Origin of the sequence: Rhizobium sp. RHZ01 (genome assembly GCF_014851595.1) — a bacterium.
Classification (GTDB): domain Bacteria; phylum Pseudomonadota; class Alphaproteobacteria; order Rhizobiales; family Rhizobiaceae; genus Rhizobium; species Rhizobium altiplani.
Genome location: NZ_JACUZZ010000058.1, coordinates 1 through 14,634 on the forward strand (window position 1 = coordinate 1; position 14,634 = coordinate 14,634).

General features: G+C 55.5%; 14 protein-coding genes and 1 pseudogene. 1 reads left to right on the plus strand and 14 read right to left on the minus strand.

Features of this window, described 5'->3' with window-relative positions; all coding sequences use genetic code 11:
* From IB248_RS30410 to IB248_RS30475, 14 genes and pseudogenes are all read right to left on the minus strand, one after another.
* On the minus strand, window positions 1–1,473 hold a 1,473-nt coding region (locus IB248_RS30410; RefSeq protein ID WP_246779335.1), incomplete at its 3' end, for an IS66 family transposase.
* A gap of 72 nt (window positions 1,474–1,545) precedes the next feature.
* Entirely contained in the window at window positions 1,546–1,893 is a 348-nt protein-coding gene (gene tnpB, locus IB248_RS30415) for an IS66 family insertion sequence element accessory protein TnpB (protein ID WP_018240454.1), read from the minus strand.
* The gene (locus tag IB248_RS30420; protein WP_192242201.1) at window positions 1,890–2,252 is read right to left on the minus strand and encodes a transposase; all 363 of its coding nucleotides are present in this window, start codon (window positions 2,250–2,252) and stop codon (window positions 1,890–1,892) included. Before IB248_RS30420 ends, tnpB begins: the two co-directional genes overlap by 4 nt.
* A gap of 228 nt (window positions 2,253–2,480) precedes the next feature.
* Entirely contained in the window at window positions 2,481–3,512 is a 1,032-nt protein-coding gene (locus tag IB248_RS30425) for a methyltransferase domain-containing protein (protein ID WP_192242202.1), read from the minus strand.
* 499 nt (window positions 3,513–4,011) lie between these two features.
* Window positions 4,012–4,911: a class I SAM-dependent methyltransferase gene (locus IB248_RS30430; protein ID WP_192242203.1), complete on the minus strand. Its 900-nt coding sequence runs from the start codon at window positions 4,909–4,911 to the stop codon at window positions 4,012–4,014.
* A 146-nt stretch (window positions 4,912–5,057) separates the two neighbouring features.
* The gene (locus IB248_RS30435; RefSeq protein ID WP_192242204.1) at window positions 5,058–5,213 is read right to left on the minus strand and encodes a hypothetical protein; all 156 of its coding nucleotides are present in this window, start codon (window positions 5,211–5,213) and stop codon (window positions 5,058–5,060) included.
* 42 nt (window positions 5,214–5,255) lie between these two features.
* Window positions 5,256–6,329 (minus strand): annotated as a pseudogene (locus tag IB248_RS30440) (IS3 family transposase).
* 111 nt (window positions 6,330–6,440) lie between these two features.
* Window positions 6,441–6,860 (minus strand): GtrA family protein, encoded by a 420-nt coding sequence (locus IB248_RS30445; RefSeq protein ID WP_192242205.1) that lies wholly within the window; start codon window positions 6,858–6,860, stop codon window positions 6,441–6,443.
* Window positions 6,857–8,140 (minus strand): NAD(P)/FAD-dependent oxidoreductase, encoded by a 1,284-nt coding sequence (locus IB248_RS30450; RefSeq protein WP_192242206.1) that lies wholly within the window; start codon window positions 8,138–8,140, stop codon window positions 6,857–6,859. The genes IB248_RS30445 and IB248_RS30450 overlap by 4 nt, the downstream gene beginning before the upstream one ends.
* A 9-nt stretch (window positions 8,141–8,149) precedes the next feature.
* Window positions 8,150–9,082, minus strand: coding sequence for an NAD-dependent epimerase/dehydratase family protein (locus IB248_RS30455; protein WP_192242207.1), 933 nt, complete (start codon window positions 9,080–9,082; stop codon window positions 8,150–8,152).
* Window positions 9,082–9,813, minus strand: coding sequence for an SDR family NAD(P)-dependent oxidoreductase (locus tag IB248_RS30460; RefSeq protein ID WP_348648631.1), 732 nt, complete (start codon window positions 9,811–9,813; stop codon window positions 9,082–9,084). The genes IB248_RS30455 and IB248_RS30460 overlap by 1 nt, the downstream gene beginning before the upstream one ends.
* 22 nt (window positions 9,814–9,835) lie before the next feature.
* Entirely contained in the window at window positions 9,836–11,170 is a 1,335-nt protein-coding gene (locus IB248_RS30465) for an FAD-binding oxidoreductase (protein WP_192242209.1), read from the minus strand.
* Complete coding sequence (locus IB248_RS30470) at window positions 11,167–12,705, minus strand: UbiA family prenyltransferase (RefSeq protein ID WP_192242210.1); 1,539 nt, start codon at window positions 12,703–12,705, stop codon at window positions 11,167–11,169. Before IB248_RS30470 ends, IB248_RS30465 begins: the two co-directional genes overlap by 4 nt.
* A gap of 159 nt (window positions 12,706–12,864) precedes the next feature.
* A complete protein-coding gene (locus IB248_RS30475; RefSeq protein ID WP_192242211.1) occupies window positions 12,865–13,128 on the minus strand; it encodes a helix-turn-helix transcriptional regulator in 264 nt (87 codons plus the stop codon).
* Window positions 13,129–13,319: 191 nt separating this feature from the next.
* Here IB248_RS30475 and IB248_RS30480 point away from each other — a divergent pair, with 191 nt between their 5' ends.
* Entirely contained in the window at window positions 13,320–14,207 is an 888-nt protein-coding gene (locus tag IB248_RS30480) for a LysR family transcriptional regulator (RefSeq protein ID WP_192242212.1), read from the plus strand.
* The last annotated feature ends 427 nt before the right edge of the window (window positions 14,208–14,634 follow it).

A 14,634-nucleotide genomic window follows, 5' to 3' on the forward strand; every position in this document is an offset into this window, starting at 1 on the left:
GATCTTCGCGATCCTGACGTCACTACTGCGATGAGGCGGAAAGGGCGCCCGTGTCAGTCGCCGCCGGAAAGTCAAATTCCAATGTTTACAGACACTTGAAGAGGGGGTGCATAATGAACACAACGTGCCGAGTGGCCTCATGGCGCGCTCAGCTATGTTGTTATCGATTTCGACACGGCCATCGTCAACGTAGACGCTCAAAGCTGCCCATCGCGAGAGAGCGTATCGCATCGCTTCGGCAAGCTTCTGTTTCTGCGGCAGCGTCGAAAGCGTCGTTTCAATCCAGGCCTTGAGGTCCGCCAGAATGGGTCTGGCGTGTTGCTGGCGCAGTGTTCGCCTCTCGTCAGCCGACATGCCGCGGATACGATCCTCGATATCGTAGAGGGCACCGATGCGCGACAGAGCCTCGTCGGCGATCGGAGATGGCTTGAGCTTGATCACATCATGGAACTTGCGGCGCACATGCGCCATGCAGGCAGCTTCGATGATCTGGTTGCCGTAAAGCTTGCTATAGCCAGCATACCCGTCCGCATGCATTACGCCGCTGAAGTGAGCGAGGTGTTCAGCCGGATGCACGCCCTTTCGGTCGGGGCTATAGTAATAGGCGATCGCTCCGGGCGTGGGATCCTGGTAGCCGCTGCCATCGAAGACATAGACCCAGACCCTGCCGGTCTTCGTCTTTCCTCGTCCTGGGTCGAGAACATCGACCGGCGTGTCGTCCGTGTGTATTCGGTCGACCGCCGCGAGATGGGCTCTGATCAGCAAGATGAGGGGCGAGAGCAGAACGGACACACGTCCAACCCAGTCCGCCATGACAGACCGGGAGATGTCTATCCCCAGCCGGTCGTACATCTCGGACAAACGGTAGAGTGGGATATGATCGTCAAATTTGGCGACCATGATGTGTGCGAGCAGTCCTGGTCCAGGTTTGCCCCGCTCGATCGGCAAGCTCGGCATCTCACCCGATACCATTGTATCGCAGTCCTTACAGACCATGCGCTTCTCGATATGCCGGACGATCTTCACAGAAGCCGGCACATGCTCCATCACCTGGACCACCTTGTCGGCCGCCTTCAGGAAGGACATGCCACCACAAGTCGGGCAACTGCAGGGTGCTGTGTAAACCCGCTCTTCAGTTGGAAGGCCATCCGGCAGAGGTCTGCGTTTCGGCTTGTCGGGGGCATCATCCAGATCTGGCAACAGGCCCTTTCCGGAACGAGCATCAGCCTCGGCGCGAGAGGCTTCGATCTCCTCGAGCATCAGTTCGAATTGCTCAATCTTCCGATCGATCTTTTCCGAAGAAGCGCCGTGCTGCCGATGGCGGAGCAGTTCCAGCTGCGCGCGCAGAAGCCCGATAATGGAGTCTCGTTTGCTGACCTCGGCTTCTTGGCTCTCAAGCTTCGCCGCCTGTTCAGCGACGAGCGCGCGCAATGCCAATAGCTCGTCCTGACTGTCCAGCGGCGGTGCTTTCATGCCCAAAAACATAGCCGATTTGCAGCGAAAGCACTAGCGTTTTGCCCCGGATGTCCCTGTAAAATATAGCTTTTAACCCGTGCGGCCAGGGGCGGAAGTCCACGCTGGTCGGCGCCAGTCAATCCCTTCAACAAGCATCGACAACTGAGCCTGGGTCAGATGTGCAACACCATCTTTCGCCGTCGGCCAAGGAAAGTATCCGCGCTCGAGAATCTTGTAGAATAGGCAGAACCCTTGGCCATCCCACCATAGAAGCTTGATCCGGTCGGCGCGCTTTCCACGGAACCCAAAGATCGCTCCGGAACCCGGCGCTTCCTTGATAACCGCCTCGACCATAGCAGACAGACCATCGATACCGCGCCGCATATCGGTCACCCCGCAAGCCAAGTAGACCCGCACATTTCCTGTCGGCCCGATCATGCAGCCTCAACACACGCGATCAACGATGACAGCGTCTTGCGTTCAATGTCCGCCGGAACTTTCAAACTGCGACCATTTCGTAGCTGGATCTTGATTAGCGCGGGGGCCCCGCCGGCCGCCGGCATCTGCCCGACGCTTACTTCGTTGACCAGGTGGACCGGAAGGAACGTTGCTGACACATCGAAGTGGCTAAGCGTTTTCCGCCATAAACGGATCTGCGCAGGATAAATGTCATGGCGACGAGCGACATCGCCAATGCGAACGCCCGGTTGATCGGCTTCAGCCAATATCGCCAGCTTCGCTTCCTTCGACCACCGCCGCCTACGCTCAACGCCGGAAATGATCTCCATGCGAGCCATGCCAACCTCTCAGATCTGATATTAGTGTCAGCACTAATGCTGGTTCTAATGCCAGAACATCGCCTAACTGGCTCGTTCAGCAAAATCCGCTCACCGGACGCTCACAAAAGAAAAGGTGGGTTGTTCGTCGCGCTCACCACTGACGCGCGGTCAGGTGTATGCTGCAGCAGCCGGAGCCTACGCGGGAATCCGGAGTTTAGCACAGTGCGCCGTTCAGCAGATTTTAGCTCAACGACCTATCAAGGACTTTAAATAACGAAGTGGGCGAGTTAGTTTCCAAGAAGAGGATGACAGAAGTGCGTCATTTTCGTCCGATTTTTTTCTCAGCTCTGACGACAATTCTGATATACGCTCTTTGAGCTCGGATATCTCCTTGATGTATAAGGATGAACCCTCAGTGCCTATTTCACGTAGTTCTTTCTCGGACGATCTAAGTAAATCGATGTCCGGGGTGGTATTGATGGTAGCAAGTTTCGAAAGGGCTGCATAAAATTCAAATCGATAAATCGGACTATCATCGTTCGTTATGATGATCGTATCACCTGATTCTATGAAGCTAAGGGATCTTAGCGTCTTGATAATATATCTAAAGTGAGAGGGCGTGAATCGCCAAGCGTGTATGTCAATATAGTTAAGTGCGTCTTTGGCTTCGATGTAGTTTTCAAGCGCGTATTCAGGGGAGTAATCAAGCGTTATTTTGTCGAGAGTTGTATCTGCCCATATATGACGCCCGCCATTCTTTGACAGCGAGTGAAAATAATCGAAAACCTGTCCCGGCGTGTGGCGTGTCCTGTTTTCGGTATATGCCTGCAATGCCTCTCCGACGGTGGATAACGGGCGCATTGCGTCGAAGCAAAAGCGCTTATCCGGCACGGCAAGAAGCAACGTCCCATTTGGCTTCAGGAGAGACTCGCAATCTTGGATGAAGCGCACTATGTCAGTTACATGTTCGATTACGTGTGACGCCACGATGTAATCATAATTCTCAGGTTTTCCAATGATATCAAGTAAACCTCTGCCATCGGAAATATAGTCGACATCCTCAATCTTACTGACGTCTACATTGGCGTATCCGCTATACTTTATTCTCAACGCCTCCGCGCTTGTGTAATCCAACGTTTCTACGTTGTATCCTTGGGATTTTGGTAGCAGGGGGCTGTAACTAGGGCCAACTTCTAATCCAAAACCATCATGATTGATTAGAGAAAGAAGTATTGCGCGTCGTTCTTGCTCAGTCTGGAGCGGTTTGGTTTCTTCCATTTTAATTCTCACTCCGCCAGCAACCCATGGCTCAATGGTGTTCCTTCTTCGGTCGTGGCTTGTGGGCGCCCGATTCTTCATCTGTTTCCCAACAATTGCCGGCGCCAGTTAATCGCGTAGCCAAAACTTCTCAATGAGGTTTGTGAAAACCGCAACAAAATCCCGAGAATCCAGATCGGAAAATGGGGACAGAGCCATGACCGATTTCAGGTCCGTGAAGGGTGCCTGCGCAGCCTTGGCCAATCGATTGGGACACTCCGATTCTGGATACGTCAATCGGTCCGGGAGTCATCGGATTCTCTACGTGCTCGAAGCGTGAATCTTAGCGTGGGCTGCACTCCTCGGGGCGGCACGTTCTAGCCGTTCCTGGACAATAGACTGGATATCGGCTTGAAATCCGGCGGGTTGCATGCCTGTACAAGAACTACCTCGCCTCTGTTGGTAAGGCCGCCATTTTTGACGTTGATGACGAGGTCCGAATTTGCGGTTAGACAACCGGTTAACGCCGTCTGATAAAGTTCATCGCAGAGCGCAACGGTGCTGTTGCCCGCCACGAAGTGCTTTGACGCAACTCCTTGGCAATCTGGAGAGCCTCGTCTCTTTGCGCAGTAAGGACAGCGACTTCTTCACGCAACTGATGCTGTTCCCGCTCCTTGTCCGTATCGTCGAACTGAACTAAGCCTTGGTCTTTCATCGAGTTTGCGACGGCAAGCCAACGGTGCAATTGGGCCCCGGCAAAAAAACTAGAGCGCTCCGCGGAGATCGAGCCGAGTTCCCGCGCCAGCGTTTGGGAGAATTTCCCAATACCAATTGCGGCGACCGTATCTGGTAGGAACACCGTTGAATGCTCGATGTTCAAGCGAGTAAGCAATCTTTCAAAATTCTGAATTGCATCGCTGATCAATGTTGAATCGTGGAACGCCACCACAGCGTCATCCTTCACAAAATCAAGAACACGGTCAGCGTCCGAAAAGCACGCAGTATTGGTGTGTTCTCCATCAATAAACGCCCAATCGATTTTAGGGACAAGATCGGGACTTACATCGCGAATATCGAGTTTGAATGTCTTAAGCCGCTTCAGCTTGTTTTCATCAAAATGAGCGCGCAGATTTTTCATCATCTGCTCTTCGCCGTCTATCGGGTAGGGGAAGTCCACTCCTCTCTCGTCCGGTTGCATTGCCGGCCGGAGATCTACGGAAATGACTGCTGCGCAATTTGGATCAGCGAGAAGGGGTACGAGACTGCCGCCGCGATCAGAACCAATTTCAAGATAGTTGAAATGGCGAACTGTAGAACTGATTAAGGCAAGCAGGCGAAGCAACGACGCCCTATCGTTATCCGTTGTGGACGACCTGATGGCGGAATAAATTGAAATATCCTGTGGGTCCAAAAATTGCACGAGATCACCTCTTGTTTCTTATATCAACCAATCGGCCGCCATAAAGTGCCTGACCATAGCCCTCGTCAAGTGACCGGCCTTAACCACGCTGCGAGTCATATCAGTTTTGAGGGCATTCCAACGGTTTTCCAAGAGTCTTTCTAAATTTAGGGCCAATTGAAGATCTGTATTGACGAGGCGCAGGTGAAGTTCGGCTGCCCAAAGTCGATAGCGAGTTCTGGCGACGTTGCGATTTCGTTCTTGATCAGCTCAACCACACCGCCGACCTGAGAATTGACCATCGCGGCGTCCGAGTCTCGCATGTAGGTAGTCCTCCCGGTTTTAACGGGGGTCAGCGGTAGAATTTACTGAACGGGTGTTATGCCGCCAATGCCCATGTTGGGCGTTCGTGGTATATGTCCAAAGCCACTGTGTGTCGATCTCCTGCACATCCGTATTGCGGTCAAAGATATACAGATCAAACCATTCGTGGCGAACCGTTCGGTTGCAGCGCTCGACGTAGGTGTTCTGCTGGGGCTTGCCGGGCGGACTGTAATTCAACGCGATTCCCTGGGCGTCGGCCCTTTCAATGAGCGTTGAACTGACATATTGGGGGCCGTTATCAACCCTGATCGCCAGTGGTTTGCCTCGCCATTCGATGATCTGGTTGAGACCGCGCACGACCCGATCATCGGGCAGTGAGAAGTCGACCTCAATGCCCAAACCCTCGCGGTTGAAGTCATCCAGCACATTCAAAAGCCTGCACTGGCAGCCGTCTGCCAGGCGATCCGCCATGAAGTCCATTGACCAGACTGTGTTCGGCTCATCCGGAAGTGCCAGTTCATCCGGCTTCTCCCGCTTCAGCCGCCGTCGGGGTTTGATCCTGAGGTTCAGATCAAGCTGCCGGTAGATGCGGCAGGCGCGCTTGTGGTTCCAGCGATGACCCTGGACATTGCGCAGATGTAGGAAGCAGAGGCCGAAACCCCACGTCCTCTTCACCTTCACAAGCCCAAGCAACAGATCGGCGATCTCATCATTGTCGGTATTGCGCTGAGGGCTATACCTATAGCAGGTCTCGCTCACTACGAACGTCCGGCATGCTAACGCGATGCGCCACTGCTTTCTCGGCCAGCTCCAGGCGCTGAGCCTTACGGCAAATGTGCAAGCATTTGCCTGTCCAAGAGATGACCATGTGATTTTTTCTACGAGCCTCCTTCAACAGATTGGCTTGCCTGCTCAAGTCCGCATACATCCGTTTCAATCGCCGGTTCTCTTCCTCAAGAGCCTTCATCTGGCTCATCATCTACTTTGCACGCCATTTGTAAAAACTGGCAGTGCTAATCCCATGGTCCCGGCAACAGGTCAGGCACCGGCATTCCGCCCTCCGTCGGGTGCAACACGGCCATGATCTGGGCTTCGCTAAATCGGCTCTTCTTCATCAAAATCTCCTCTAGCATTTTGCCGAGAAAATTCTACTTTTGAACCCCCTTATTCACGGCGAGGATTACCCCACCAGGGCAAGCAGCGCCGCGGATGTCCGATGAGCCATTTCATACCTCTTGACTGGAAAAGGTAAAATACTTGTGTGCCACATAGCTGGTGGCGACAGGGCTGCTCACGCCGATGATATGAGCGAGCGTCTCGCCGTACCAGTTGAAGTCGATGGCGGGAAATAGCCAGCGCACAAGTGCCATGCTCACAAGCCAGACCTGCAGAAGGGCGACGACGTTCACCAGGCCGAAGCGAAGGTATTCATTGGCGATCGATTTGCCCGAATCTTCAAAAACGAAGAACTTCATAAGGAGATAGGCTGTTGTCATTCCGAAAAGGTAGGCGATAACGATCGCGATGCTATAGGATGTGATTTCGGAAAGCCCGATGCGTGCAAGTATATTGACCGCCGCAGCGACGCCTCCGGAGATGACAAACCGGAGAAATGGGGATAGTGCGTGGATGCGATTAAAATTCATCGCACCACCCCCTCAGCCATGTAGCGCCCGTAACGAACGCTTTCGGCAATACCTCGATCCTCGGGATAATAATAGCAGGTATCAGCGATCTGCAGCCCGCCAATCGGCGTCTGGATCGGCGGCAGCTTGGCCATGAAGTTCGGTTCGCAGACCGGCTGGGCATATTTCAGCCGCCCGACCTTGGCGTCGACCAGATCGGTTTGCGTGATTTTCGGATTGACCCTTCGTATATAGCCGAAAGCCTCGTCGATGAACTGCTGGTCGCTCCACTGCCACTTCGGCAGCGTCACCGGCATGTAGTAGGGCACATAGACGATCGTGTCATCGATCGGGCGTAGGTTGGAGAATTCGATCAGCCCGGGGATCTCGATATTCTCGTCGACGATGTTCACCCAGAAGTTCCGGCTTATCGATTTCTTCAGCTTGAACAGCAGGCACACGACGCCAATGTTGCGGATTGCGTCATACTTGGCCTTCGTATTAGCAGGCAGATCGGGTACTAGCCTCGAGATCAGCGGCGTGGGAATGGTCGAAATAACGGCGTCGGCAGGGAAAAACCGGCCGCCGGCTGTTACGCCGGTCACCCTTCCGTTCGCGGTCTCGACCTTTTCGGCGGGTGTCGACAAGTGCAGCCGGCCGCCCTTGTCTGTATAAGCTGAAACCATCGCATCGACGAGCGTCTGGCTGCCGCCTTCGATATAGCCCAGTTCTTCCTGGAAGATCGAACGGCGCGAATTGCCGATACGGCGCACACGGGTGGCGATCCACGAGGCGGAGATGTCGTCGGCAAGCTCATAGAACTTCAGGTCCATCAGCCGCTTCCACAGCGTGTTGTAGACCTCTTTGCCGGAGCCGCCCTCGAGCCATTGCCTCGCCGTCTTGCGTTCGATCGACGCGAAATTGCCGGTCTTCGTCGTCAGGAACATCTGAAGGCCAGTCCGGATCTTGGCGATCAAGCTGAGATGCGGGAAGCGCAGCAGCGAGATCGGGTCGCCCCACGGGTGGACACGCCCCTTCATGAAATAGCCCATCGAAGTCGGGCGCCAGCGCATCTTGTCGCCGATGCCGAGTTCGCGCATCAGTGCGAAGGTGGGCTCGTCCGACTTGCAGACGAAATGGTAGAAGCGCTCGATCGACAGGCCGCCGAAGTCGAAATGTGCAGCCATGCCGCCGGCAACCGAATCCGCCTCGATCAGATCGACCTCATGCCCGAGCTGCGCGGCCCGATGCGCGGCTGCTAGGCCCATGGCGCCCGCGCCGATGACCACGATACGGCTCATCTTCTACTCCTAAAAATCCAATACGATGCTGCTGTAACGCGGATCGAGATAGGTTTCAGCAATCGCGTTGCGCAGCGGCGTGGCAGTCACGTCGAAAATTGTTGGCCAATCGATCACCGGAAAGGTTTCGGGAATGACCAGCGCTTCGAGCTGGCTAGTGGTGAACGGCGGCTTGCTGCTGAACTTGCCGTAGACGAACAGCAGCCACCAGAACACGTGATAGGGGATGTGGACGATGCGTGCCTTGGGCTTCACTGTCGTGTGGATCAGGCGAATCAGGTCGCCGTAGTGGACCTGCTCCAGGCCGGAAATGTCGTAGGTGCCCGTCGTCCGGTTGGTGAGCGACGAAATGATGATATTGGCAAAGTCGCCGACATAGAGCGGCTGGCGAATGAACTCGCCGTTGCCGGGAATGGGGAAGACCGGCACGCGGTCCATGAAGCGGCGCAGCCAGCCCAGGTGCTTGCGGTCGAACCAACCGAACATCAAGGTCGGGCGCAGAACGATATGCGGAATGTCGGTCACGGTATCGATGAACCGTTCCTGGGTGGTCTTGGAGCGGGTATAGAAATCATCCGCCTTGGAATTGACCACGGACGAGGAGATGTGGACGAAATAGGGAGTGGAATGCCTGCGCATCGCCGCCACGATCTTTTCGGTCGCCACAACGTTGTTGTCGACAAACTCCTGCTCGTCCAGGCCGCCGATCTGGGCTTGGTTCAACAGCACGGCATCCGCGCCGGCAAAGGCATCCATCCATGCCCCTTCGGTGGCGAGATCCGCCTCGATGACGTCGATCTCGGGATGGAGCTTGCGCAACAGCGCCGTATTGCTCGCATGCTTGTCGATACCGACGATCTTGAGGTTAGGCATGCTCTTCAGCCGGGCAATGACGTTCTGGCCGACAAGCCCTGCGGCTCCGGTGATGATGATCTTCCGCATCAGATGTCCATCCGGTTGAAGATCGCACTCGGCAGGTTGCGGATGATCAGCATGATATAGCGCCAAAACCATGGAGCATAGACGACCGGTCCGCCGCGATCGGCTGCACCCCGAACAACGGCTGCGACCTGGGGAGCCGTTGCCCATAGCAGCCCCTTGCGATCAAAGCCTTCCGTCATCGGGGTGATCGTTGGACCTGGCTTGACGATGACGGCACGAGGACCCTTATTTGCGAACCGGTGAGCGATTCCCTCGACGAGAGCGGCCAGGCCCGCTTTGGCCGCCCCATATACGAAATTAGCGCGTCGGCCGCGATCTCCGGCCACAGAGCCAATGACGACCAGCGAACCGCGCCCCTGTCGCTCCAATTCACCAGCTGCGGCAAGGCACCAGGCGGCAGCCGAGTTAAAATTGATGCGTAGAATGTCGTCCGCAACCGCTTGGTCACGCTCTGCGTCGGCCTGATCGCCGAGAATGCCGTAGGCAATGAGAATATGATCGACGCCCCCCAGATGCGCAACGAAACTGTTGAGCGTGGCCTCCACGCCTTCGACGACCGCCAGGTCGTGAACCGCGATCTGCGCGCTGCCTGCACCGCGGATCTTCAGGTCGGAGGCAATGGATGACAGCTTTGCCGCTTGCCGTCCGACCAGCAACAGATCGGCGCCCTCCGCCGCGTATAGGCGCGCGGTTGCCTCGGCAATCGCAGACGTTGCACCCAACACAATCACTCGCAATGCACTGCACTCCTGTTCACTGAGCAACCCTTTTCCAAAAGAGCGACTGGAAATTTGGGTCTACGTATTTGGCGAAGTCCTGCCATTCTGGATAGCCCGAGCGAAACATATCCACCGTCATTCTGCCGTCCTTGGCCGGGTAGAGCCGGCCGCCCGCCTCGCGGACGATCGCGTCCAGCCTGTCCATCAACTGCAGCGTCGATGCTCCCCGGTTTGGAAAATCGAGCGCCAAGGTCGTCCCAGGGCGCGGAAATGACAACATACCGGGCGATGGCTTGCTGCCAAACGTCTTGAGGACGGCGAGGAACGACCCTTCACCTGCGGATGAGATTGTCTCGAGCATCGCCTTGGTGGCATCCCTCTCGTTCTCCGGGGGGACAGCGGATTGATACTGATACATCCCGCGCCGACCATACATCCGGTACCAGTGGCCGATTGCGTCGAGGGGATAGAAGAATGGATGGATCGGAACGGTTCCACGACCGGCCTTACGATTTCCATTCCAATGGTACAGGCGATTGAAGGCGCCGATCGAAAGCTTGTTAAGAATGAAACCGGGAAAGTTCAGCGGCATGTTCAGTTTGGGATCGGCTCTGGATGGTAGCCGCGCGCCTTTTTTGGCGTGATTTCCTCTGGTGAACAGGCCGCGCCCCAGATCTTTGCCCTTCGCGAGGCAGTCGATCCAGGAGACGGTGTAGTCGAATACATCCTCGCTCTCTCGCGAAATCTGAAAGAACTCATCGAGATTTGCAAAAGGAACATTCTCGATGTCCATCATCGCACTCTCGATTTGCATCACCTCAATTTCAGCCCAAGTGATGATGCCGGTCAGTCCCAGGCCGCCGATCGTTGCCGAAAACAGTCCGGTATTGTCCTGTGGAGTCAGCTCGAGCTGAGTGCCGTCCGAGCGCAACAAACCAATACGCCTTACCCAGCGCCCGAGTGTCCCCGCTGCGTGATGGTTCTTGCCGTGAACGTCGTTGGCGATCGCCCCGCCCAGAGTGACAAAACGCGTGCCAGGGGTAACTGGCAAGAAGAATCCCTTTTTTACAAGCACCTGCAATAGTGTATCGAACGAAATGCCAGCTTCGGCCCGTAAGAGCAGCCTGTCCGGGTCAAAAAATATCGCTCTGTCAACGGAAGTCATGTCCAGCAGTGCACCGGCCGGATTGAGGCAAGTGTCGCCATAGGATCGACGCAGACCGGTCGCGAGGATCGGGAGGTTGTCCTTTCTTGCGGCCATTAAAGCTTCAGGGAGGTCGTCCTGCCATGTGGGCCTGGCCACCTTATGAGGCGCCCTAATGACACCTCCCCATGATCTTATCTCGTCGGACGTCGAAAATCGGATCATAGGGCAGCCAGAAACAGGGCAAAAACGATGCCACCGAGCGCGAGGCTAATCCGGTCCCGCAAGGCGAAGCTTACGGGATCATCATTCATATTGCCGCGATGAGCGAGTAACCAGATGCGGCCTAACCAAATGGACAGGATGAGCGGCATTCCCGCCAGAAGTTGCGGATGGCTATAGATACTCGCCGGCAACATTTCCTCGATAATGAAAAGTACGAGAACGACAAGCGATGCGACGGCGGAGGCAATGCCCAATGTCAGAGTCAACGGTGCATCTTCCACGCGATAGCCCCGGCTTGCGAGACTGTGGGTTTCACCTGTTACCCCGGCACGGACAATTTCCGTATGCCGTTTAGTGACCGCCAAGGAGAAGAAAAAGAAGACTGAAAATGTTAAAAGCCACGCGGGGCTAGGCTGGCTGATCAGAACAATCCCCATGACAATGCGTATTGTAAAGAGTACCCCGATAATCAGAGTGTCTAGCAGAGGCACACGTTTCAGGCCAAGCGAATACGATCCAGTAAGAACGAGATAGCTCGCGAGTGCGCCTGCGAAGGCGGGAGCGAGGACTATCGCCGCCGAAAATGCAACGAAAAGCAATATTCCGGCAAGCGCTAAGCCTACCGGTATCGGCATGCGACCGCTGGCAAGCGCGCGGCTGCGCTTCGACCAGTGCTGACGGTCCGCATTGAGATCTGCCAAGTCATTTAGGAGGTAAGTGGCTGACGTAACCATCAGAAGGCAAATGAAAGCGAGAAAGGTATGGCCAATCAGTGACAAGTCGTCCCAAGCGTGAGCAAAAATTAAAGGCAGGAAGATCAGTACGTTCTTAGACCAGTGATGAACACGCAGGGCCTTCAGTAGATCCTTAGTAGACAGTCGCTTGTTCTTAAACTCGGCTTCAATGGGTTTGTCGAGATTTCGTGCCGCTTTGGCGACTGACGGGGAAACGCCAGCGAGCACGATTCCGCTCGCCGCCTTCCAGACAGCGAGATCGGCCACGCTGTCGCCTGCGTAAGTAAACCCTTTCGGGAACCGCTGCTTCAGATAGGCCGCTTTTGCCTTGCCCTTTAAGTTTGCCTCAGCCGAGCCGGTTGCGCTCTCAAAAATGCCGAGCCGTGCGGCCATAGTATCGACGACTGGCTGAGCGGCAGCTGAGCAGAGATGTATTTCGCGTCCGCATTCAGCCTGATGATGAAGCCACTCAACCAAATCTTCACGGATAGGAAGCGTCGTGTGCGTTAGATCGATTTCGCGCGCTAGGTGCGCTTTCAACGCCGCTCGCCCTTTCGAAAGACTGAAGAACGCGCGCAAGATCCCAACAGGGCGGGTGAACAACCCCGTCGCGATTTGCTCGTAAAGTGTGTCCGTGACGATTAATGTGTCATCGAGATCGACAACAATCGGCAATTCTGAAGTACCGTTGCTAGTACCCGTCGTTACAACGACCTCGCGGACTTCTTCCATATTGAGCACAATTCTCGCAATCTCGCCCCAACGAGGGAGCGGCCATTTGATCGTGAGGCTGTTTCCCACGAGAATGACCCAAATTCAAGTATATACCGTGGAAGAAAGCCGTTCATGAGAACGATTGGCTATCAATCACATCTCATCAAGCTCATAACTCGGTACGCGTAGAGCTAGGCTGCCGCGTCTTATGCCCATAACACGTTCCTCGTATCATCGCCCTTCTCTTTAAACATCGCTCGCTGCAGCTGGCGGCTGTGTAAGTCTCACACCCTCACCGCCGGACCCAGTATAGTCGCCATCAAGGAACGTCACCCCTGCAGCCCGCAGCGCCGATTCAATGTCACGCAGCGTCCGATCGTAAGGCGTTGACTTCTGAGCCTCAAAGTTTGCAAGTGTGGCCCGACCTACGCCGGCAGCTTCGCATAGCTCTGTCTGCGACCAGCCAATGAGGCCTCGGGCGGCACGACACTGTGCCCCAGATATAGACATTTTGTAAAACCCCAAACATTTTGCATTGACTTGAAGGGAATTTCGCGTAGTATGGCGATATCGATCCTAATGTAGTGTTCGCTGCAGCATGCGTGCTCAGCTAGTGATTCTGCGCGACAATATACCTAGTTCCGCACCGCGGCGCGAGGCTATCACGTACGCTCAGGTGCCGTTGCGACGGGAAAGCCTTCATGGAACTGCGCCAACTCACCTATTTCAAAGCGGTGGCCGAGGAACTGCACTTCGGCCGGGCGGCAGCCAGGATGTGCATTGCCCAGCCGGCCCTCAGCAATCACGTGATGTCGCTTGAAAGGGAGCTTGGCTGTCCGCTGTTCATCCGCTCGACGAGAAGGGTGGAACTGACCAGGGCAGGGGAAACCTTTTATGATCGCTGTGTGCGGATCCTGAGCGACATCGACCTGACCACCGAACTGACCCGGGCAGCCGGCGGCAGTCGCATCCGCCAGATCAGGATCGGCAGCATCTACCCGGCCACCATGGGCATGCTGCCAACCTTCCTTGCCAAGATCGCCCGCAAGTATCCCGATGTCCGCATCCACATCGCGTCTGGCAATACCGGCGAGATCATCCGCGGCCTGGAGACCGGCCAGCTCAATTTAGGCTTCATCCGCCCGGTGGAAAACATCGGCTGCTTGCGCTTCGTCTCGCTTGCGCATGAGCGCTACTACCTGGCGGTTGGCCATGCCAATCCGCTGGCTGCCAGGGAAGAGATCAGCATCGATGATCTGCGCACTCAGAAGATCATCGCCTTCAACCGGCAGAACCTGTCGTTTTCGGAACGTTACTTCAATGAGAAGTTCGCCGAATACGACCTCACCGCCAACATTGCCTTCAGCTGCGATGACACCTATGCGCTGGTGTCGCTGGTCTCTGCCGGGCTTGGCATCGGCTTTGCCCCGGAATGGACACTGGATCTTCCCAATCGCGGCTTTGAGCTGAAGAAGGTGAAGGGCATCGACTTCCGGATCGGGCTTGGCATTGCCTGGAATAAGGAAGATCCAACTGCTGGCCGCGACGATATCGTCGACATCGCACGATCGCTGGCACGACGCGGGTGACAGCATAGTCTAGCCGGATGGCAGGGACGGCCGGTGCAGGGCACACTGGGTTAGCGCTGGCAGAGCCTCTGCGGCTGGAGATCGACACAGGGATTCCTACCGGGCAGCGTCGTGGCCATAAACAACGAACGCAACGTCTTCGGTTTTTGCTAAGGCAGATATTTTTGGGGTGCTCTGTCGAATTCGAAGTTCGTCGTCCATATCGGTAACGAAGATTGGGCGCGTTTCCGCGTCCTCCATCGAACTGTGCATGACCGCATCTGCCGCAATCAACACATTGCCTGTCACAGGAAGGATTGATGCCGTTTCAGGGGCTCAAATGGAGAATTGCCGTGCAGCGATGGCGGCTGACTTCGGAGAGCGATTTACGGCGGGCGACGAATTCGCGCAGTATCGGCGGAAGAAGTCCTTGCTGAACCGGCCAATT

Excerpts from the sequence above, each read along its gene's own strand:
- IB248_RS30445 (WP_192242205.1), bottom strand. The coding sequence starts at position 6,860 with ATGAATTTTAATCGCATCCACGCACTATCCCCATTTCTCCGGTTTGTC.
- IB248_RS30475 (WP_192242211.1), bottom strand. The coding sequence starts at position 13,128 with ATGTCTATATCTGGGGCACAGTGTCGTGCCGCCCGAGGCCTCATTGGC.
- IB248_RS30465 (WP_192242209.1), bottom strand. The coding sequence starts at position 11,170 with ATGATCCGATTTTCGACGTCCGACGAGATAAGATCATGGGGAGGTGTC.
- IB248_RS30455 (WP_192242207.1), bottom strand. The coding sequence starts at position 9,082 with ATGCGGAAGATCATCATCACCGGAGCCGCAGGGCTTGTCGGCCAGAAC.
- IB248_RS30435 (WP_192242204.1), bottom strand. The coding sequence starts at position 5,213 with ATGCGAGACTCGGACGCCGCGATGGTCAATTCTCAGGTCGGCGGTGTG.
- IB248_RS30420 (WP_192242201.1), bottom strand. The coding sequence starts at position 2,252 with ATGGCTCGCATGGAGATCATTTCCGGCGTTGAGCGTAGGCGGCGGTGG.
- tnpB (WP_018240454.1), bottom strand. The coding sequence starts at position 1,893 with ATGATCGGGCCGACAGGAAATGTGCGGGTCTACTTGGCTTGCGGGGTG.
- IB248_RS30480 (WP_192242212.1), top strand. The coding sequence starts at position 13,320 with ATGGAACTGCGCCAACTCACCTATTTCAAAGCGGTGGCCGAGGAACTG.
- IB248_RS30450 (WP_192242206.1), bottom strand. The coding sequence starts at position 8,140 with ATGAGCCGTATCGTGGTCATCGGCGCGGGCGCCATGGGCCTAGCAGCC.
- IB248_RS30425 (WP_192242202.1), bottom strand. The coding sequence starts at position 3,512 with ATGGAAGAAACCAAACCGCTCCAGACTGAGCAAGAACGACGCGCAATA.